The organism is Ruegeria sp. ABV3_008 (genome assembly GCF_056161185.1).
In genome coordinates this window covers 38704-59299 of sequence record NZ_JBSWYP010000010.1, presented here as the reverse complement: position 1 = coordinate 59299, position 20596 = coordinate 38704, and the positions used below count along the sequence as shown (strand labels likewise).

General features: G+C 60.0%; 21 protein-coding genes and 1 riboswitch. Of the genes, 12 read left to right on the top strand and 9 right to left on the bottom strand.

Annotated features, from left to right (window positions below; all coding sequences use genetic code 11):
• Nucleotides 1-2: 2 nt before the first annotated feature.
• Together ACXAH8_RS16705 and ACXAH8_RS16700 are read right to left on the bottom strand one after the other, a co-directional pair.
• Nucleotides 3-611 (bottom strand): glutathione S-transferase, encoded by a 609-nt coding sequence (locus ACXAH8_RS16705; RefSeq protein ID WP_475219919.1) that lies wholly within the window; start codon nucleotides 609-611, stop codon nucleotides 3-5.
• Between the two features lie 56 nt (nucleotides 612-667).
• A complete protein-coding gene (locus tag ACXAH8_RS16700; protein ID WP_475219918.1) occupies nucleotides 668-1297 on the bottom strand; it encodes an FMN-binding negative transcriptional regulator in 630 nt (209 codons plus the stop codon).
• Between the two features lie 54 nt (nucleotides 1298-1351).
• Nucleotides 1352-1506: riboswitch (FMN riboswitch) on the top strand.
• Between the two features lie 75 nt (nucleotides 1507-1581).
• Between ACXAH8_RS16700 and ACXAH8_RS16695 the strand changes: the two genes are divergently transcribed.
• The 5 genes from ACXAH8_RS16695 to cobO all read left to right on the top strand — a co-directional run bounded on the left by ACXAH8_RS16695 (nucleotide 1582) and on the right by cobO (nucleotide 5553).
• Nucleotides 1582-2019 carry a 6,7-dimethyl-8-ribityllumazine synthase gene (locus ACXAH8_RS16695; protein ID WP_170767942.1) on the top strand — a complete coding sequence of 146 codons (438 nt, stop codon included), beginning with the start codon at nucleotides 1582-1584 and terminating at the stop codon, nucleotides 2017-2019.
• Between the two features lie 141 nt (nucleotides 2020-2160).
• Entirely contained in the window at nucleotides 2161-3261 is a 1101-nt protein-coding gene (aroC, locus tag ACXAH8_RS16690) for a chorismate synthase (RefSeq protein WP_475219917.1), read from the top strand.
• Nucleotides 3245-3907 (top strand): HD domain-containing protein, encoded by a 663-nt coding sequence (locus ACXAH8_RS16685; protein WP_475219916.1) that lies wholly within the window; start codon nucleotides 3245-3247, stop codon nucleotides 3905-3907. The genes aroC and ACXAH8_RS16685 overlap by 17 nt, the downstream gene beginning before the upstream one ends.
• A 54-nt stretch (nucleotides 3908-3961) precedes the next feature.
• A complete protein-coding gene (locus tag ACXAH8_RS16680) occupies nucleotides 3962-4897 on the top strand; it encodes a DMT family transporter (protein ID WP_170661765.1) in 936 nt (311 codons plus the stop codon).
• 56 nt (nucleotides 4898-4953) lie between these two features.
• Nucleotides 4954-5553, top strand: a complete 600-nt coding sequence (gene cobO / locus ACXAH8_RS16675; RefSeq protein WP_170661763.1) for a cob(I)yrinic acid a,c-diamide adenosyltransferase — start codon at nucleotides 4954-4956, stop codon at nucleotides 5551-5553.
• Here the strand turns inward: cobO and ACXAH8_RS16670 are convergent.
• From ACXAH8_RS16670 to ACXAH8_RS16655, 4 genes are all read right to left on the bottom strand, one after another.
• Entirely contained in the window at nucleotides 5547-5735 is a 189-nt protein-coding gene (locus tag ACXAH8_RS16670; RefSeq protein WP_170555244.1) for a hypothetical protein, read from the bottom strand. The genes cobO and ACXAH8_RS16670 overlap by 7 nt on opposite strands.
• A gap of 251 nt (nucleotides 5736-5986) precedes the next feature.
• Nucleotides 5987-6352: an SPW repeat domain-containing protein gene (locus ACXAH8_RS16665; protein ID WP_475219915.1), complete on the bottom strand. Its 366-nt coding sequence runs from the start codon at nucleotides 6350-6352 to the stop codon at nucleotides 5987-5989.
• Between the two features lie 111 nt (nucleotides 6353-6463).
• Nucleotides 6464-7414, bottom strand: a complete 951-nt coding sequence (locus tag ACXAH8_RS16660; RefSeq protein ID WP_475219914.1) for an AraC family transcriptional regulator — start codon at nucleotides 7412-7414, stop codon at nucleotides 6464-6466.
• A gap of 111 nt (nucleotides 7415-7525) precedes the next feature.
• Entirely contained in the window at nucleotides 7526-8392 is an 867-nt protein-coding gene (locus ACXAH8_RS16655) for a branched-chain amino acid aminotransferase (RefSeq protein WP_170379731.1), read from the bottom strand.
• Nucleotides 8393-8551: 159 nt separating this feature from the next.
• Here ACXAH8_RS16655 and ACXAH8_RS16650 point away from each other — a divergent pair, with 159 nt between their 5' ends.
• The 6 genes from ACXAH8_RS16650 to dxs all read left to right on the top strand — a co-directional run bounded on the left by ACXAH8_RS16650 (nucleotide 8552) and on the right by dxs (nucleotide 13809).
• On the top strand, nucleotides 8552-9064 hold the full coding sequence (locus ACXAH8_RS16650; RefSeq protein ID WP_170459388.1) for a MarR family transcriptional regulator: 513 nt from the start codon (nucleotides 8552-8554) through the stop codon (nucleotides 9062-9064).
• Entirely contained in the window at nucleotides 9061-9762 is a 702-nt protein-coding gene (locus ACXAH8_RS16645; RefSeq protein WP_170379735.1) for a response regulator, read from the top strand. The genes ACXAH8_RS16650 and ACXAH8_RS16645 overlap by 4 nt, the downstream gene beginning before the upstream one ends.
• Before the next feature lie 69 nt (nucleotides 9763-9831).
• Complete coding sequence (locus ACXAH8_RS16640) at nucleotides 9832-10758, top strand: histone deacetylase family protein (protein ID WP_475219913.1); 927 nt, start codon at nucleotides 9832-9834, stop codon at nucleotides 10756-10758.
• Nucleotides 10755-10997: an exodeoxyribonuclease VII small subunit gene (locus ACXAH8_RS16635; RefSeq protein WP_170484940.1), complete on the top strand. Its 243-nt coding sequence runs from the start codon at nucleotides 10755-10757 to the stop codon at nucleotides 10995-10997. The genes ACXAH8_RS16640 and ACXAH8_RS16635 overlap by 4 nt, the downstream gene beginning before the upstream one ends.
• Nucleotides 10998-11864 (top strand): polyprenyl synthetase family protein, encoded by an 867-nt coding sequence (locus ACXAH8_RS16630; protein ID WP_475219912.1) that lies wholly within the window; start codon nucleotides 10998-11000, stop codon nucleotides 11862-11864.
• 16 nt (nucleotides 11865-11880) lie between these two features.
• Nucleotides 11881-13809, top strand: a complete 1929-nt coding sequence (dxs, locus tag ACXAH8_RS16625) for a 1-deoxy-D-xylulose-5-phosphate synthase (RefSeq protein WP_475219911.1) — start codon at nucleotides 11881-11883, stop codon at nucleotides 13807-13809.
• Between the two features lie 9 nt (nucleotides 13810-13818).
• Here dxs and ACXAH8_RS16620 read toward each other — a convergent pair whose 3' ends face one another.
• Entirely contained in the window at nucleotides 13819-16029 is a 2211-nt protein-coding gene (locus ACXAH8_RS16620; protein WP_475219910.1) for a glycosyltransferase family 32 protein, read from the bottom strand.
• Nucleotides 16030-16222: 193 nt separating this feature from the next.
• On the opposite strand from ACXAH8_RS16620, the gene ACXAH8_RS16615 reads away from it, so the two are divergent.
• Entirely contained in the window at nucleotides 16223-17191 is a 969-nt protein-coding gene (locus ACXAH8_RS16615; protein WP_475219909.1) for a glycosyltransferase family 2 protein, read from the top strand.
• A gap of 3 nt (nucleotides 17192-17194) precedes the next feature.
• Here the strand turns inward: ACXAH8_RS16615 and ACXAH8_RS16610 are convergent, their stop codons facing one another.
• Both ACXAH8_RS16610 and ACXAH8_RS16605 read right to left on the bottom strand, forming a co-directional pair.
• Nucleotides 17195-19438, bottom strand: coding sequence for a glycosyltransferase family 2 protein (locus ACXAH8_RS16610; protein WP_475219908.1), 2244 nt, complete (start codon nucleotides 19436-19438; stop codon nucleotides 17195-17197).
• Entirely contained in the window at nucleotides 19438-20478 is a 1041-nt protein-coding gene (locus tag ACXAH8_RS16605; RefSeq protein WP_475219907.1) for a glycosyltransferase family 2 protein, read from the bottom strand. The genes ACXAH8_RS16610 and ACXAH8_RS16605 overlap by 1 nt, the downstream gene beginning before the upstream one ends.
• Between the last annotated feature and the right edge of the window lie 118 nt (nucleotides 20479-20596).

Here is a 20596-nt window from a genome sequence, read left to right as displayed (position 1 = left end):
GTTTACGTCATAGGGCGCGTGGCGACCATGCCCGGACGCGCGTCAAACTCGGCAAACCAGGTTGCGAGGGCATCATTGCCCTTGCGCCAGCCCCGCGCATCGTGGCGCAGATCCAGATAGCCCAGCGCGCATCCCACAGCCACTTGCCCCATGTCCAGCGGCCCCGACAGATGCGCCATCCAGCGCTGGTTCAGGACGGCACAGGCGCGCTCGACCTTGACCCATTGCGAATCCACCCACTCATCCCATTGCTTGTCTTCGGGACGCAGCCGGCTTTCATATGTCATCAGCAGCGCGGCATCCAAAATGCCATCTGCCAGCGCCTCAAGCGTCAGAACATCCCAGCGCCGCGCACCTTCGGGGTAGAGCTGTCCCCCGGCGCGGTCATCCAGAAAGGCGCAGATCACGCGACTGTCGAACAGGGTCGGGCCGTCGGGGCGCTCTAGCGCAGGAACCTTGGTCAAAGGTGCCTTGCCGATCAAGGGCGCGGCTGGGGCCACTGGCGTACCCGCCACCGTTTCCAACTCAACATCCTCTAGCTGCTCTGTTTCATGCAACAAAACCATGACTTTACGGACATAGGGCGAAGTCAGACTGTGATAGAGTTTCATGAGCGCACTCCTTTGTTTGGGCCGACCTTACAGCAGGGTGCAGAAAACAAAAGCCGTCATTTGCCTGAGGACTCCACAGCGCGCATCAGCGCCTGCAGGGCCTGCACTTCTGAGCCGATTCCAAACGTCCCGACCTGCTCCGCCGCCCGCATCCGAACGTCATCAGGTTTGTTCTGGTTCAGCTTCCACGTGCCTTGAATATCCTCAACCCGCATCCGGCAGGGCAGAATCATCCGCATCATCCGCTCAAGCGCGTCGCCCTCCATCTTGCTGCTGTGCCAGGGCGGCTTCGGGCGCAGCCGGTCTTCGAAAAACGCCGACTGCCGGTCCAACAGGTCTCGCATCTCCTCCACCGGGCGCAATTCCAGAACGCCGATCAGATGAACGGCGACATAGTTCCATGTCGGCACCTGATCGCTCACCTCATACCAATCGGGCGAGACATAGCTGTCCGGACCAGAAACCGCGATTCGCGCTGCCTGCGGTGTCTTCAAAAGCCGGACAATCGGGTTCGACCGGACAAGATGCAACTCAGCCACCGCCCCATCCTCGGACAACAGAAACGGCACGTGGCTAATCAAAGGCGCGGCATCCGTCGACGCGGCCAGAACGCCAAAGGCGCGATCGCGGGCAAAGGCGATATGTCGGCTGATCTCCTCAGCGCGAAAGGCGGGATTCGGGTGCATGAGATTCCTCCTGCCAAATCTCTTGCAGAGGAGGTCCAATCTATGCAAGGTCCGCCTCGTTCTCAGGGCGGGGTGAAATTCCCCACCGGCGGTATGCGGGCATTGACCCGTCAGCCCGCGAGCGGCCTCGTCGTATTTGCGAAGGGGTGTCAGCAGATCTGGTGAGAGGCCAGAGCCGACGGTTAAAGTCCGGATGAAAGAGAACGTGCCAGATGCGTCGGTGAAACGGCGTGTCTGCTCGTGATCGCCTTGGGTGAAGTGTCTGTTTTGCTAAGGAGATCCTGATGACACACACCCGCTATGCTTTTGTCAAAGCCAACTGGCATTCCGATATCGTCGACCGCGCGCTCGAAGGGTTTCTGGAACTCATCCCAGCCGATCAGGTTGACGTGTTCGACGTCCCCGGCGCGTTTGAAATGCCCCTGATCGCCCGTGATCTGGCCCAAACCGGCCAATATGCCGCCGTCGCCTGTGCCGCCTTCGTGGTTGATGGAGGCATCTACCGGCACGATTTCGTGGCGCAGGCCGTGGTTGACGGCCTGATGCGCGCAAGCCTCGACACCGGCGTCCCGGTCCTGTCGGTCTCGCTCACTCCACATCAATATCAGGAAACCGACCACCACAACGCCATCTACCGCGACCACTTCGTGCAAAAAGGGCGTGAGGCCGCCAACGCCGCCCTCAACATCACGAAAACCCGCCAAGCGATCAAGGCAGCCTGATCCTTCTTCTGTTTGAAAAATACCTCGGGGGAGGCGCGCTAGCGCGGCGGGGGCATAGCCCCCTCCCCCATTTCAAATGCAAATCCACTTGAGGCCAAAGGCTCTCCCCGCTAATCACAACCCCGCAAAGGAGCCCGCCCCATGTCGATGAACAGTTTTGGACACCTCTTCCGCGTCACCACCTGGGGCGAAAGCCACGGGCCCGCCTTGGGCGCGACGGTCGACGGCTGCCCTCCGGGCGTGCAGATCGACGAGGCGAAGATCCAGCACTGGCTGGACAAGCGCAAACCGGGGCAGAACAAGTTCACCACCCAACGGCGCGAACCTGATCAGGTCAAAATCCTGTCCGGCGTGTTCGAAGGTCAGACAACCGGCACGCCCGTTCAGCTGATGATCGAAAATACCGACCAGCGCTCGAAAGACTACGGTGATATCATGGAAAAGTTCCGCCCGGGACATGCCGATATCACCTACTGGCAGAAATACGGCATCCGCGACTATCGCGGCGGCGGGCGTAGCTCGGCGCGCGAAACCGCATCGCGCGTCGCCGCGGGAGGGTTGGCACGCGAGGCCATTAAACAGATCGCGCCCAATGTGCAGATCACAGGCTATATGACCCAAATCGGCCGACACAAAATCGACCGCGCCAATTTCGACTGGTCGCAGATCGAACAGAACCCGTTCTGGACACCCGACGCACAAGCAGCCGAGGGCTGGGCCGCTTATCTGGACGATCTGCGCAAATCCGGCAACTCGGTTGGCGCTGTGGTCGAAGTCGTCGCGCGCGGCGTCCCCGCCGGGCTGGGCGCACCGATATATGCCAAATTAGACACTGATCTGGCCGCCGCGATGATGTCGATCAACGCCGTCAAAGGGGTCGAGATCGGCGAAGGCATGGCCGCTGCCGAACTGACAGGTGAGGCCAATGCCGATGAGATTTTCATGGGTCAGAATGGCCCGCAATACAGCTCTAACCACGCGGGCGGAATTCTGGGCGGAATCTCCACCGGACAGGACGTCGTGGTGCGGTTTGCGGTAAAGCCGACCTCATCCATCCTGACCACGCGCAAGACGATCACCAAATCGGGTGAGGAAACCGAGATCATCACCAAAGGCCGCCACGACCCTTGCGTCGGTATCCGCGCTGTGCCTGTGGGGGAGGCAATGATGGCCTGCGTGATCCTCGACCATCTGCTGCTGCACCGAGGCCAGATTGGTGTGAACCGTGGACATATTGGCTGATCTGCGCACGCGCCTGCGCGGCATCGTCGCGCAGCGTATGCAAACCGATCCTGCACATGATCTGGCCCATCTGGATCGGGTCTGGCGGAATGCTCTGGCGATTGCGGATGATCAGGCGGACATGGCTGTGTTGCTGGCTGCCAGCTATCTGCATGATCTGATCAACCTGCCAAAGAACGACCCGAACCGCCACTTGGCCTCATGCCAATCCGCTCAGGAATCAGAGTCTATTCTAAAGGAATTGGGCTTTTCTGACGCGCAGATCCAAGCCACCCAACACGCGATTGAGGCACACAGCTTCTCGGCCAACATCCCGCCCCGCACATCCGAAGCCCGCATCCTGCGAGATGCGGACCGGCTTGATGCACTGGGGGCCATCGGTATTGCGCGCACTTTTGCGGTCGCTGGTGCGTTGGGCCGGGATCTCTACGACCCCGAGGATCCATTTGCCGAGGCGCGCGACCTGGACGACCTGAATTTCTCGATCGACCACTGGAAAGTAAAGCTGCTGAGCCTGCCCGACGATATGCTGACCGAGGCGGGCCATGCTCTGGCGCTAAAACGCCGGGCGCAGATGCTTGAATTCCTCAGGGCCTTCGCGGATGAAATCGGCCACCCCGTGCCCGCGCCATGGGAAACCCCCTGATTGGTACAATCCCGTCGTTGATCTTTCCGCGCCAAAAGCGCAGGTTCCCGGCCAATGGCACAATCCTTGACATCGCACCGCCCGGCTCTTGCTGTGGGCCTGAAATTAACCGCCTTGATGCTGTTCACCTTGATGTCGGCCTTGGTCAAAGCGTTGTCCGAGGACTTCCCGCCGGGTGAGTTGGTCTTTTTCCGGTCGCTCCTGGCGATTCCCGTCATCATCGCCTGGCTGATCTGGCGCGGGGAGTTGTCACAGGGCTTTGTCGTCAAGAAACCCATGGGCCATTTCTGGCGCGGCGTTCTGGGCACCAGCGCAATGGGCCTGACCTTTACCGGCCTCAGCCTACTGCCGCTGCCTGAGGTCACCGCCATAGGCTACGCGACCCCGATTTTCACCCTCGTCCTGGCCGCATTGCTGTTGGGTGAGCGCATTCGCATGATCCGCATCGGTGCGGTGATGCTGGGGCTGGTGGGGGTTCTGATCATGCTCTGGCCCCGGCTCGGCAGCACCGAGATGGAGGTGGCGGCAACGATTGGCGCCCTTTGCGTTCTGGCTGCAACCATCGCGCGGGCTTTTGTGCAAATCCATATCCGGCAATTGGTCAAGGTCGACCACCCCGCCGCCATCGTGTTCTATTTCTCGATCACGGCGACGCTCCTGTCATCGCTGACCGTGTTTTGGGGTTGGACCATGCCGACACTGGATCAGGCTCTGTTATTGGTCGTTGTGGGTCTTATCGGTGGGGTTGCGCAGATCCTTGTGACCTCGTCCTATCGGTTTGGTCAGGCATCGATGCTGGCGCCTTATGACTACACCACCATGCTGTTCGCCATTGCGATCAGCTATTTCTGGTTCGATGAGCTGCCGACGCTGACGATCTTGCTGGGTGCGGCACTGGTGATCGCGGGCAATGTGGTCGTGGTTTGGCGCGAACATCAGCTGGGGTTGGAGCGCGGCAAGGCGCGGTCTCTGACCGACCACAAACCGTGACTTTACCTTTCGCCAACTTCGCTTAGTTTGAGCGCAACAATCAATGAGGGCTCCGCATGAGTGACGCACAAGACCACAAGGAAAAGATGCAAGAAGTGCAGGCCAAGCACCGCAAGAAAGTGTCCGAAGCGGTCGACCCTGACCGCGGCCTGGTGCTGATCAATACCGGCAAGGGCAAGGGTAAATCCTCGGCCGCTTTTGGAGTGGTGATCCGTGCGCTTGGTTGGGGCCAAAAGGTTGCCGTTGTTCAGTTCATCAAGGGAAAATGGAAAACCGGCGAGCGGCGCTTTTTCGAAGAACGCGATCTGGTGACGTGGCACACGATGGGCGAAGGCTTCACCTGGGACACTCAGGATCGAGACCGCGACATCGCCGCCGCAACCGCCGCGTTCGACAAGGCCTGCGTCCTGATGGCCAGCGGGGACTACGATCTGGTCGTACTGGATGAGATCAACATCGCGCTGCGCTACGAATACCTGTCAGTTGAGCGTGTGATTGAGGGGCTGAATGGCCGTTCCGACAAGACCAGCGTATTCCTGACCGGCCGTGATGCCCCACAAGAACTGCGGGACTATGCCGATCTGGTCACTGAGATGACCGAAGAAAAGCACCCGTTCCAAGCCGGGATCAAAGCCCAGCGCGGCGTGGACTACTGATCGCGCGCCCTTTTGGGTGTTTCTCTGACAACGTCGTCCGAGGGCTGTTGACTCAGCTCTCGGCATTTTTCTGCGTCGCAGGTTTTGCGATCCAGATAGGCTTCAACATCCGAGGCCAGTGCGTCGCAATCGCAGGACGCGCAACACGGGTCGGATAACAGCTCTTCAAATCTGGTACGCATCGGTGCCCTCGGTCGTTTCCGGAACGGTGGCAGGCCATCACGATTGAACTTGCTGAGCCCACAGACCGCCCCGGAACCTTGTGCTTGATCGGTTCATCTGGCGTCGATTTTTTCTGACTGTTTTTGTCGGTTTTTGCAAGGGAAAACGACGGAGCAAGTCAGCGAGCCTGTTTTACCGAGAAGAACAGACCCTAAAAAGGGAAAAGCCGCGCAAGATGGCGCGGCTTTGAGCAGTGAGGGATAGACAGGATTCAGGCGGCTGCGGTCTGTTCAGGCGCGCTGAGCGAGATCACAGCGACAACAGCGGCCCCGTTCAGCCAGTAGAACAGCGCGTCGATTCCCGAAAAGCCGAGCAAGCTAGGGGCCAACAGGAAGGTCACGCCAACGGCCAGATCCACGGCCAGATGCAGCTTGTAAGGTAGCACCCGCCAAATCCCCAGGTGATGGTCAGTGAGCACCGTCAGAACGAAAGCGGCAATGCCGGTAACAACGGACAGCCACAGCGCCAGCGGGTTGGATTGGCCCAGACCAAGCACAAAGGGCAGCACCATTAGTGCAACGGCAACAGGATAGTCGAGGTAGGCATGAATATTGCGGGTAACAAAACGAAGGGACATCTGGATTTCCTTTCCTCAATCAGAGACAGATCAAGAATAGGACCTGCGTTGGGAACGCAGCAGTCCAGATCGTTTGCAAAACATTGCAGATCGTTCAGAATTGTTGGTGGATCAGTGCATCTCACGATAAGCGGCCGGAGAAACTCCGACCTGTTTCTTGAACACCCGCGAAAACGCCGCTTCAGAGGCATATCCGGCCTCGGCTGCGGCGTCAGCCACGTTCCAACGTCCCTCGGTCAGACCTTGGCAGGCGATCTGCATCCTCCAGTCCGTCAGATATTGCATCGGAGTGGTTCCCATCTTCTCGGCAAAAAGCTGGGCAAAGGCCGTGCGCGACATCGCGGCCTCATTAGCAAGGCTGGCCACGCTCCACTCCTGCGCGGGGGCTTGGTGGAACGCCGTCAAAGCGCGCGAGATTCGCGGGTCCGCAAAACCGGCCAGCGCGTCATCGTCGGGGCTTTGATGCTCCAAATAGGCCCGGATCGCCTGTGCGAACAGCACTTCGGACAGTTTCAGGGCAATCAGGTCGCCGCCAATCCGCGCGCCGGACACTTCTGAGCCGATCATGCGCAGGGTGGCCTCGATCCACGATCCCGCCTCTTCCCCGTAGTTCTGGATTAGGATGTAGGGCGGCAACCGGTCGATCAGCATATGACCGGTGCCATTCCGGCCAGCCGGTCCCGTGAAGGAAAAATGCCCACAGATCAGTTGGGTGTCGCGTTCCTCATCCCCGCCGCCATAGACCAGAACGCCTTCACCGGTATAGCCCGCGATATCTAGGACCTGTTCCAATGGCAGAGCGTCAAACGGCCTGACCTCATTGCACAGCAGCGCATGTTGCGCGCCATGCGGGATCACGATCAGATCGCCCTGTTTCAGACGCACAGTCTCGCCAGTTGCCGGGATGTTGACCTTCAGCTCTCCGCGCTGGACGAAATGAAACCGGGCCACGTTTTCAAAACCGGGCACCTGAATCCCGAAAGGCGGGGTGAAGGAGGTTCGGAAATAGAACGTGCCGCGTAGGGACAGGCGGGTGAGGATATCGCTGAGTAGGTCCAACATAGGCCAAAGATACAGCGCAGCGCGCCAAGGTCTATGCTGTTGAACGATCTGCAAAACACTTTGCACGACCTGCAACAAAAACCCCCGTCGAAGCGGGGGTTCAAGGTCTTATCAGGCACGGACGAGTTTCTCGTAGTCTTCCGCAATTTCGCGGGTCAGATCGCCCACCTCAAAGGTGTAGTCGCCAATCTGCCCGACCGGAGTAACCTCGGCCGCCGTGCCGGTCAGCCAGCATTGTTCGAAATCAGCCATTTCCTCAGGCTTGATGCGGCGCTCATGCACGGTAATGCCCTTGTCTTTCAGCATCTGGATGACGGTCTGGCGGGTGATGCCGTTCAGGAAGCAATCCGCCAGCGGCGTGTGGACCTCACCATCCTTGACGAAGAAGACGTTGGCACCCGTGGCCTCGGCCACATAGCCGCGCCAGTCCATGAACAGCGCGTCCGAGCAGCCCTTGGCCTCGGCCTTATGCTTGGAGATGGTGCAGATCATGTAGAGGCCCGCCGCTTTGGCATGAACCGGAATGGTCTCGGGGCTGGGGCGTTTCCATTCGGCGATGTCCAGCTTGGCACCTTGCATCTTGGCGTCGCCGTAGTAGGCCCCCCACGGCCATACAGCGACAGCCATCCGCACGGGGTTCTTGGCCGAGGCCACGCCCATATCCTCGCCCGACCCACGCCAGACCAGCGCGCGGACGTAGGCGTCCTGTAGGCCGCTGGCTTTTAAGGCCTCTTCTTTGGCGGCCTCAATCTGATCCACATCGTAGGGCATCGGCATGTCCAGCGCCTCGGCCGAGGCGATCAGACGTTCAGAATGTTCCCGGCTTTTGAAGATCTTGCCGTTATAGGCGCGCTCGCCCTCGAACACGGACGAGGCGTAGTGCATCGCATGTGTAAGGATGTGGACATTGGCCTCGCGCCATGGGACCAGCTTGCCATCCAACCAGATGGTGCCATCACGATCATCATACCCCGCCATGCGAAACCTCCTGAACCGGGTTGAATTTGCGAATGTTGCGCTAATTAGGACCGGAGCGGACACAATCTTGCGCAAAAACTGCGATTCGATACCTGTCTGCCCTTGGAATGTCAATAAGGCTGACTTAAACTGTAGATCGAGTAACGCATGAGGCATGATATGTCCGAAATCCGCCCCGCCCCGATTTATGGGGGCGAAAGCCTGTTATTCCTAACCGATGAGCAGTTGCGGCAGGGGATTGAGGCGATGTTTTTCGCCTATCGGGGGTTCACGGCGGATCCGGATCGTATCCTGTCGGACATGTCTTATGGGCGGGCGCATCACCGGGCGATCCACTTCATCAACCGCGCCCCCGGCACGACGGTCAACAACCTGCTGGCCATTCTGGGCGTGACCAAACAATCCCTGAACCGGGTGCTGCGGACGCTGATCGAAGACGGTATGGTCGAAAGCCGCGTTGGGACCGTCGACAAGCGCGAGCGGCATCTGTTTCTGACGGAAAAAGGCCGCGCGCTTGAGGCGACATTGTCAGACGCCCAGCGCGCGCGGATGCGGGCTGCTTACAAGGATGCGGGGCCCGAGGCCGTGGCCGGGTTCCGCAAAGTACTTGAAGCAATGATGGATGCTGATATGCGTCATGCTTACAAGAAGTTGCGGGATACGACCTCATGAGCGATATGGATGCCCACCTGCTGATCGTCGATGATGACGAGCGCATTCGCGACCTGCTGAAGAAGTTTCTGATGCGGAACGGGTTTCTGGTGACCGCGGCGCGGGACGCGGCGCATGCGCGGCGTGTACTGTCCGGGCTGGACTTCGACATGATCGTTCTGGATGTGATGATGCCCGGCGAGGATGGTGTGAGCCTGACCAAAGCGCTGCGCGAGACCCACAGCACGCCGATCCTTTTGCTAACGGCGCGCGGCGAAACCGAGCATCGGATTGCCGGGCTTGAGGCCGGGGCGGATGACTATCTGGCCAAACCGTTTGAGCCGAAAGAGCTGTTGCTGCGCATCAACGCCATTCTGCGGCGGATGCCCGAAGCTCCGGCCCAAGATGCGGCCGCGAAAATCCTGACCCTTGGCCCGATCCGCTATGACATTGAGCGTGGTGAGATGTGGCAGGGTGAGGACCCGGTGCGTCTGACGGCGACGGAAAGCCAATTGATGAAGATCTTCTCGGCCAAACCGGGTGAGCCGATCAGCCGGGCAAAACTGGTCGAGGATCTTGGACGCGACAAGGGGCAGGCGCAGGAGCGGGCCGTCGACGTGCAGATCACGCGGTTGCGCCGCAAGATCGAGCAGGACCCAAAGCAACCCCGATACCTGCAAACCGTTCGCGGAGCAGGGTATATGCTGGCACCGGATTGACCGGGCCGCTGCGCGGCGATTTTATGCCTTCGGCGAGGATGTTTTTGGCCAGATGAAGAGGGGATCCCGATGAAGACGGCCTTGTTGACCCATGCAGATTGTCTGGGCCATGCAACCCCGGATGGCCATCCTGAAAGGGTGGCGCGGCTGGAGCATATACTACATGCGCTGGAGGCTTTGGACCTGGACCGCAGGACCGCTCCGATGGTGGCGGATGATGATTTACTACGGATTCACCCTGAGGACTATATCCGAGATATCCGGGCCGCGCGGCCTGAAGAGGGGTATACGCAGATTGACGGGGATACGTTTATGTCTCCGGGGTCGGTCGATGCGGCGTATCGGGGCGCTGGGGCCGTTGTTCGGGCGGTGGATCTGGTGCTGTCTGGCGAAGTCCCGAATGCATTCTGCGCCATTCGGCCTCCGGGGCATCACGCAGAGACCGACAAGGCGATGGGGTTTTGCCTGTTTGGCAATGCCGCTTTGGGTGCAAAACATGCGCTGGATCATCACGGGCTGAACCGTGTCGCGGTGGTGGATTTCGATGTACATCACGGCAATGGCACGCAGGACCTGTTATGGGACGAAAAACGCGCGCTTGTGATCACCAGCCAGCAGATGCCTTTGTGGCCCGGCTCCGGTCGCCCCGATGAAACTGGGGCCTATGATACGGTTCTGAACATCCCCCTGCCACCCGCAAGCGGTGGGGCTGAGATGCGCGCGGCCTATGAGGCGCAGGCCTTCCCGCGCCTGAGAGCCTTTAAGCCCGAACTGATCATTATCTCGGCCGGGTTTGATGCCCATCAGGACGATCCACTGGCCAATCTCAACTGGTCCACGGACGATTTCGCTTGGATAACCGCCGAGCTGTGCAAGATCGCCGACGAGGTTTGTGAGGGCCGTATCGTCTCGACTCTGGAAGGCGGGTATGATCTGAACGCATTGGCCGAGGCGACACACGCCCATGTGGAAGAACTGATGAAGGCAGCACGATGACCGATACCCCCGTTGAGCAAATGACGTTTGAACAGGCGATGAAAGAGCTTGAGGCCGTAGTGGGCCAATTGGAACGCGGTGACGTGGCGCTGGATCAGTCGATTGCGCTCTATGAACGCGGCGCGGCTTTGAAAAAGCGCTGCGAAGATGAGTTGAAGCGCGCCGAGGAAAAAGTCGCCGCCATCACGCTGGACGCCAGCGGGCAGCCAACCGGGACGACTCCAGTCGAAGGTCAGTAAATGTTTCGCGACAGGCTGGCGCAGGATGCGGCGCGGGTTCAGAGTCATTTTGACCTGGTTCTGGGGGAACTTGACGATCTGGATGTGACGCGGGCCATGGCCTACGCCACCGGAGGCGGAAAGCGTCTACGGGGGTTTCTGGTTCTGGAAAGCGCGCGTCTCCATGGTGTTGACGCCGCTCAAGCAATCTGGCCTGCGACAGCGATTGAGGCGTTGCACGCCTATTCCCTCGTCCATGATGACCTGCCCTGTATGGATGACGATGACCTGCGACGTGGGCGCCCGACGGTTCACGTGAAATGGGACGAGGGCACTGCCGTTCTGGCCGGGGATGCCTTGCAGACCCTGGCGTTTGAGCTTTGCACGCGGCCCGAAGTTGGCAAGCCCGAGGTTCGCGCCGAATTGGCGATGACTCTGTCCAAAGCAAGCGGGGCGCAGGGCATGGTTCTGGGTCAGGCACTGGATATCGCGGCTGAAACGGCCTCTGCCCCGCTTTCGCTGGACGAAATCGCGCGGCTGCAAGCAGGCAAGACGGGGGCGTTGATCGAATGGTCCGCCTGCGCGGGCGCTCGGTTGGCGCAGGCTAATCCGACCCCGTTGCGCCAATATGCCCAAGCCCTTGGGCTTGCTTTTCAAATCGCCGATGACATCTTGGATATCGAGGGCGATGCCGAAAAGGCAGGTAAACGGCTGCAAAAAGATGCAGATGCGGGCAAGGCAACCTTTGTTTCGCTTCTGGGACTGGATGCAGCCAAGGCCCGTGCAGCAGAGCTGGTGGGCGAAGCCTGCGCCGCGCTGGATGGGTATGGGGCAAAGGCTGAAACCTTGAAGGACGCTGCTCGCTTCGTTATTGCCCGGGACAGCTAAGCCAGGAACGCGCCAAATGTCTGACCGTCCGAATACGCCACTGCTGGACCTTGTGAACCGCCCTGCGGATCTGAAGCAGTTCTCGGACGCACAATTGCATCAGGTGGCGCAGGAATTGCGGGCCGAGACAATCTCGGCCGTTTCGGTCACCGGCGGGCATCTGGGCGCAGGCCTGGGTGTCGTTGAGCTGACGACGGCGTTGCATGCGGTCTTCGACACACCGCGCGACAAGATCATCTGGGATGTGGGGCATCAGTGCTATCCGCACAAGATCCTGACCGAACGCCGCGACCGTATCCGCACCTTGCGCATGAAGGATGGCCTCAGCGGCTTCACCAAACGCAGTGAAAGCCCCTATGACCCGTTTGGCGCGGCGCATTCCAGCACCTCGATCAGCGCCGCTTTGGGCTTTGCCGTCGCCCGCGATTTGGGCGGAGTACCACCAGAGGGGTTGGGCGATGCGATTGCGGTGATCGGCGATGGCTCGATGTCTGCGGGCATGGCGTTTGAGGCGATGAACAATGCAGGCCACCTGCGAAAGCGCCTGATCGTGATCCTGAACGACAATGAGATGAGCATCGCGCCACCTGTGGGCGCTCTGTCGACCTACTTGTCGCGCATTTACGCCGAGGAACCGTTTCACGAGCTGAAGGCCGCCGCCAAAGGCGCGGTCTCTCTGCTGCCCGAGCCGTTCCGCGAAGGAGCCAAACGCGCGAAAGAGATGCTCAAAGGGATGGCTGTTGGCGGGACCTTGTTCGAAGAGCTCGGGTTCTCCTATCTCGGCCCGATTGACGGTCATGACATGGACCAGTTGCTGCCAGTTCTGCGTACCGTCAAGGCACGGGCGACGGGGCCAATCCTGATTCATGTGCTGACCAAAAAGGGCAAAGGCTACGCCCCGGCCGAGCAGGCCCGCGACAAGGGCCACGCAACCGCCAAGTTCGATTTGATCACAGGTGAGCAGAAAAAAGCGCCCTCAAACGCGCCGTCCTATACCTCGGTCTTTGGCAAAACGCTGGTGGAAGAGGCCGCGCGGGATGACAAGATCGTCGCCGTCACCGCCGCCATGCCAGATGGTACGGGGTTGAACCTTTTTGCAGAACGCTACCCCTCGCGCTGTTTTGACGTCGCGATTGCAGAGCAGCATGGTGTGACCTTCTCGGCGGCGCTGGCGGCAGGGGGGATGAAGCCCTTCTGCGCGATGTATTCGACCTTTTTGCAGCGCGGCTATGATCAGGTTGTGCATGACGTGGCGATCCAGCGCTTACCGGTGCGCTTTGCCATCGACCGTGCCGGCCTTGTTGGCGCGGATGGGGCCACCCATGCCGGGTCTTTCGACATTGCCTATATGGCCAATCTGCCCGGCATGGTCGTCATGGCCGCCGCAGATGAGGCCGAGCTGATGCATATGGTGGCCACCGCTGCAGCCCATGATGACGGCCCGATTGCGTTCCGTTACCCCCGAGGCGAGGGCGTTGGCGTCGACCTGCCCGAACGGGGCGAGGTTCTGGAGATCGGCAAGGGCCGATTGATACAGAAAGGCGCACGCGTGGCTTTGTTATCCTTCGGCACCCGTCTGGCCGAGGTACAGAAAGCGGCTGAGGCTTTGTCGGCGCGCGGCATCACCCCGACTATTGCGGACGCGCGCTTTGCCAAGCCGCTGGACCGCGATCTGATCCTTGATCTGGTCGAAAACCACGAGGCGCTGATCACCATCGAGGAAGGCGCCGTGGGCGGGTTCGGCAGCCACGTTGCGCAGCTGTTGGCAGACGAAGGCGTGTTTGATCGCGGGTTCAAATACCGCTCGATGGTCCTGCCCGACATTTTCATTGATCAGGCCAGCCCGGCGGATATGTACGCGGTGGCGGGCATGAATGCCGAACAGATCGAAGCCAAGGTTCTGGATATTCTGGGCGTTGCGACCATCGGCGAAAAACGCGCCTGATCGCCGCGTTTAACCCAGCTCTTTTAACCCCAGCCGCACGGCCCGGTTGGGGTTTTGCTTCAGGATATGAGCGCCCAGGCGACGGGCGAGGTCCTTGTGCCCTTTCTTGACCGCGCGATTGAACAGCTCTCGCTGGTAGCGCGGGAATTGTCTGCGGGCGCGCAGAAAGGTGTAGAACTCAGCCTCGGTCAGGGTTCCGTTCAACGCCCCCAGAATGATCGGGTGCAAGATACCCATCTGCAGCAGAGATGACCCCAACCGATGCCCCAGCAGCGGCGCGCGCAGATGCGAGACGTTGGCATTCGTGAACCGCGCTGCGTGGCCCGCATCCAGCGGCTCGTAAGGGTCATAGAGGATCGACACCCGCCGCGCCGCCTGACTGACCAGCGCAGCATCTCCGTAGGGACCGGTGAAGTCCCGATCCCACACGGTTTTATAGCGCGTCTCCCACGGGACAACGGACTTGTCGACCGTGCTTTGTGGTGAGATCGCGACTACATCGCACCCCGGTGCTGCCGGAGAAAAGGCGCAGGCCGCATAGCCGCCCATCGAGGCCCCATAGAACACAACACGCTGAAACTGCTTGAAGAAACCGCTCTGCTTCAGCTCATCGAATCGGTCATAGACCCACGGTTCGCGATACCAGGTCCAGCCGCCTGCAATTGCCGACAGCATCGACCAGTTCTGCTCTTTTATGAAAGAATATCCCCATGGGCGGCGGTCTTTTCGGTTGTTCATCGCCACGTCCAGATTGTCGAAAGTCACGACCAGAGTGTCCTTGGACCGTGGCATATATAGCAGGGAGTGCCCATTCTCACCGGGTCGATACCAGCCGTCCTTGCCTGCAAGATCCGTCGCGATCCGCGCCCAGCTGCTTGCGGCATCGGTGGGTTCCGGCGGTTTGGGCAGGACCTTCACGCGGGTGATCTCGTGCCCGTCAACCTCATGCGTGGCGATCTTTTCATTGGTCCCGAAGGCCTTGAGGAATGGAAACGCGCCCGAGCCTTTGCGGATATCCATGAACAGCCGCGTGTCGGAATGCAGCATCCGGGTCAGGAATTTCTCAAGGAAGGGCACCTTGTAGCGATCGCCGAATCCTTCGAGATTGCACAGCACATCCACCGGTTTGAGCCGGTCCTGGGAGGTGATGATTTCGATCCGGTCCCGGTCAACCTCATGATCGGTCAGAAAGGCGACATAGTCGGCGATCCACGGCTCCTGCTCGGGTTTGAACTTGCCGCGGCGGTTCACGTCGACCAGCTTGACGTCACAATCGAACTTGTGATGCAGCGCCAGAACAAAGCTGCGCGCGTTGCCGGTCAGATCCGCGACCGAGCGAACCTCGGTCAGGTCGACCTCATCAATCAGCGCGCCGTCAAACACCGTGTGCCCACGCCCTTTAATGGGCGCGAGGACGGGGTTGATGCCCGTTTCGGCCACAAGTTTGGCAAGATACGTGCCCTTGGGCGGCAGGCCGTTGTGATGATTGCCCAACTGGCGCTTGTTGGAGGCCCACAGATGAAGTGCCGTGGTGTCTTCGGCAATCAGCTGCTTGGCCAACGCCACACGACGCATGAACTTGTAGCGCTCGGGGAAGGTGACCGGGTAGAAGGCGCTGACCGGCAGGGCGTGGTGCTCCAAACCCAACGCGTGAACAAAATGGGTTACCATCATCGGCCCCCAGACACCCCATGGCTGCTGCGAAATGTGAACCGGGTTGCCGCTTTCCGCCGCCTGCTGCATGGCGCGCTGTTTCGCCTTCGGCAGGAACGGCGCAATAGAATATCGATCCTCGGTGAAGTCCAGCATCTGACGCAGCAGCTCACTGTCCGAGGGCATCCCCAGCACCGCGTTGTTGATCCGAGGCGAGTTCGGCAGCTCATACCCAAAGACGTAGTCGCTGTCATAGGTCATGGGACGGTGACAATAGACATCCGTGTCGATCCAGATCATGCCAGGGCATTTCTGAATCATGTGCAGCCGGAACCAATCGGCAAACAGCGCGAAGGAGTTCTTCTGTTCGTATTTGATGAAATCGTCGGTATCTATGATCTCGCGCCCGTCGCGGTGGATCACACCATCAGGGACGTTGGGGATATCCTCGTAGGAAAACAGGGTAATCTTCTGCCCCTTGTCCACAAAGGATTTTAGGCACAGCTGTTCAAGCCAACTGAGCGGGCCACCGATCCATAACGTGCCGACCTCGCGCGTGCGTGCCATCCGCGTATCCTTGTGCCTGCGTGTATTTTGGCACACGCGTCGTTTTCTTGATCCTAAGGTCTTGCGCCGCGCTTGGGTACCGCCAGATTACGCAGCAGGCGCGAATAGTTGGCCGGGCGTGACCTTGGTGCATCCCGTTTTGCGCCGCATAGACAAGACCCAAGCGCCAAAGCAGGCAAGCGAGCAGACAGTCATGAGCAATGAGACTTATACAGTCGTCTCCACGATGAAAAACGAAGGCCCCTACATCATTGATTGGGTGGCGCATTACAAAACGCTGGGCTTTGACCACATTCTGGTCTGCACGAATGACTGCACCGACCCCACCGTCGAAATCCTTCTGCGCCTGCAAGAGATGGGGCTGGTCACCCAGCACAACACAATCGTGCGCGGCGGCGGCATTCACCGTTCGGCCCTGCGGCAGGCCTCGCGCCGCTACGACATCGTGATGGAGGCCAAATGGGTCTTTGTCTGCGATGTGGATGAGTACCTGAATATCCATATGGGCGATGGCTCGGCCCACGCGCTGGTCGAAGGGTCCGGCGCGGATGCGGATGTAATCTCGGTCCCTTGGCGGGTCTTCGGCCCAGACCATATCGAGCGGTTCGACGATGCGCCCGTCACCCAACAATTCACCATGGGCGAGCTTGAATGGGACGCGAAGGAGCGGCCCAATACCGGTAAATTCGTCAAATCCATTTACACCAACCAGCATAAATTCAAGCGGATGGGCCTGCATGCGCCGGTGTCGCTTGATGAGCATGTCTCGGACACGAAGCGTGTTCTGCCAGGCGGCGCGGACTACGTCGTTGATGGCGCCCGCACCGAGAACCCGCCTTTGTTTACCCACGCGCAGGTCAACCACTACGCGTTGCGTTCGATGGAGAGTTTTCTGATCAAACGCGCGCGCGGGCGGGCGAACCACAGCCACCACGTGCTGGGTATGGAATACTGGGACAGGTTCAACCTTAACGACGAAAAAGACACCTCGATCGAGCGCTACGCCCCCCAAAGCAACAAGCTGGCGGATGAATTGAAATCGGACCCGGTTTTGGGCGATCTGCATGCGCGGGCGGTCGAATGGCACCGGCGCAAGGCAGCCTCAATGAAGCTGGATCCGGAAATGGATGAGCTGGTCAACGGGCTGAAAGCCGCGCTTTAGGCTCTAATGCTGGGTTTCCCCGTCATGATCGACGGTAAAGAACCAATCCTTGTCGGGGTCACGCTCCAGCACGTCTTCCGGAATGGATGAGGGGCCTTTGAGGAACACGTTCGCCCCGAAATGCCGGTGCAGGCGCGCAAGCTTCTCCAGACGCGCGCCGGTCAGTTCGGCGTAGAAAGCGGCGTAGTTCGGCGTGGCTTTCAACTCCGCGATCTTGGCGCGGTGGCGGTCTACCGAATGGGCATGCGCGGCGGCGATATCGGGATCGCTGAGCAGGCGGTCCAACTCGGCCCGCATCGCTGGCACCATACGCGCGATGGAATGATCCTCGGCGTAGTTGTTGTTCATACGGAACCAGTAGGCGAGGCCCTGATCCCGCTCAACATGGTTCACCCGGCCTCGGTCGCGCTTGACCAGAAAGCTCTCGGCCGAGCGGACGGCGTAATGGTTCAGCTGCACCAGATCATAGCCATAGGTGTTGATCGTGGACCGCCAGCCGTTGCGAAACATCGAGCGCGGCATCGGCGCACCGGACCCGTTGACCCAGTTGATCTCCTCCCACAATTGCGGATTGAGGCCCTTGGGGCGATGCACGCCCAGCTTTCGGAACAGGCCGATATTGCGGAACAGCGTCTTGAACCCCCAGGCCTGATGCGGTTTGCGGGCGTATTCCGGGGCGCAGCGCTGGAACTGTTCGATAATGGGCCTGTCTTCGAACCCGTGCAGATCGCCATTTCCGAACAGCCGCCAGGTCATCGCGATCATGTTGGCGTCAGGCACAGCGGCAAACAGCGCGTCCAGAGTCCCGTCACCGCATTTGATGTTCACGTATTCATCTACATCAATGCAGGCGACCCACGTGGCATCCCTGACGATCTGCTCATCATCCGCGGAATGCAGGGCCGCGTGCTGCGGGCGCATGTCCATCTGACGAAACGGGTTGTCTCGGTGCTGAACCAGGCCTTTGCTTTGCAGCATCTCCAGCATCGTATCGGTGCCGTCTGTGCAGTCATTGGTGTAGATCAGGAAATCATCGAACCCTATGGCACGGTGATAGGCGAGCCATTCCAGAATGAATGGGCCTTCGTTCTTCATCGTGGTCACGATGGCACATCGCCCGCGCCCTGTTTCCTTTGAATTGACCTTCAGCTCCGGCATCCGCACTGGCTTGTACCCCCAGGTCGTGACGGATTGGTGCAACAGCGGCTCATGCTCGATCAGAGAGGTCTTCGGCACGATTTTCGAGATCGAGCGTGTCGGGTGTCGCAACAGCATATGGCGGTAAAACCCCATCGTTAGGGTCGAATCCGGGCGCGCATTTCCGACCCGGACCAACCGCCAGACCGCATCAGGGGCAGACTTGGCCGGCGCGATGCACCAGCGCTGCCGACCGCCCGTGGCATCGAACTGCACACAGATATGATCACCGAAATGCGCCTTTTGGCCCGCTCGCATACGCCATGGATAACAATGCCGCCCAAACAGCGCGATCAGCCCGCCTTCGGCTGCGACGGCTGCGTCGAAGACGGATGTATCTGTTTCGACCATAAGGTCATGCACGTCGATGTTGGCCACGGCGCGCGCCTGCGCCAGAAACCGTATGCGCAAGATTTCGTAGACCGAAAACGCGCCGAGTGGGCTGTCCCATGGGCTGGGGGGCGGGACCTTCATCCGGTCCTTGCCCGGAGACTCGCCGACGCAAAAGGGGTGCGCCTCGGGCGGCAGGTCGGGTTTGCCCAGCGGCACAGGGCTTTGGACCAGAGCCACCTGACAGGGCAAGGCATGGCTCTCCAGACCCTCGCGAAGCGCGGCGGCAAACCCATCCTCGGCACCGAGAGGGGCACGGTCGAGGATCACGGCAGCCTCAAGCCCCTGTGTTTCGATATGATAGGCCAGCCACTCCAACACGATCCCAGCGCTTTCGCCGTTGCGTTGAGCGATGAACGCATTCTGCCCCTCAAACAGCGTGCATTCCGAAGGCGCATAGTTCAGATCAAAGGCCTCCCCGCAGATCGTAAATCGAGGGTGGGCGTCCTGCGGCAAGCGATATCGCAGAATGCGCGCGTCGCCCACGGCGCCTGCCTCCTCAGCTACGCTGCCCTCAGGGGGGATGACATCCTCGGGCGCGATCAAACGATCAAAGAACAACGTGATGGCCTGCGCGCCATTGTCCTGATGCACGACCGCATCGAGCAGGATCGCGACACCCAGATCCTGACCTGCAAGTTGCCGTTCGATCAGCCCCATCACTCAGCCGCCTTTGACAAAAGCGAGACCTGTCGGGCAACAAACGCGGCCCCCTCTTGCGCAGAGGGCGGAATGCTTTTGACCAACCCGAGGCGGAATTCCAGCCGCACGGCCTCGATATCTTGCTGCAGGGCTAAATAGGCGGCGCGGTGCCAGTTCAGGCAGGCCTCATGCGCGGCGGCTACGCCGGGTAGGCCCATCAGGTCGGCGTATACAGCGCGGGTCGCATTCATCATTGCGGAAATGCTTGTCTCTTCGACCGAGTTCCAGTTGCGTTCGGCCCAATAGGTCACCCCGATCTCGCGATCCATGTGGTTCGGCAAACCGCGGGCGCGTTTGACCATGAACTCTTCACGCGAGCGCAGAGCATAGTGGTTCAACCAAACCTGACGCGCCCCCATCGGCAGACCATAGAGCGAAATCGCACCGTCATTCCCCGCGAAACCCGCCGGCAGGTCCGCTCCATCCGGGCCGATCCAGCGCGCGGGTTTTGACGGTTTACTGCGGGGCCGATGCACCCCCAGCTTTTGAAACGCCTCCGGGCGGTGGAGCGTTTTGAACAGGTGGCCGAGCGGAAAATGCAGGTCCTCGGGCGCGGCTTGCGTAAACCTCTCGGGCGTCAAACCGCTGCGACGCTGTACTTGACCACCCGTGCCAAAGAACCGCCATGGCAGGGCAAGAGCATCGAAGGGCCCCGACGCCGCCTCAAACCGGGTCAACAAATCCGGCAGAGTGGCATCCCGCAGACACACGAATTCATCACAATCGAAAAACAGCGCCCAGTCGGCCGAAGCGTAAGCTGGGTGATCCGAGGCCAGTTTCAACGCCTGCCATTGCACGGCCTTGTTGCCCTTAGGGGTGAAGGGAAGATGCTCAATCCGCGCGTCCTGGGCCAGCGCATTCAGCAACGCGTCGGACCCATCCGAGCAATCATGGCTTAGGACCAGAAACTGGTCGACGCCCGCCGCAAGGTGATGGGCCAGCCATTCCACCAGAAACGGCCCGTCATCCTTCTGACATGTGATGCCCAATAGGGTCATGCATGACCTCTGACTGCTCTTGGTCTTTTCATCCACTTATAGGCGGATCAGAACAAGAAAGCCACGCGGTTGATCAGGGAAGGGAGCCCTTGGGTAGCGCCAAAAAAACAACGCCCCG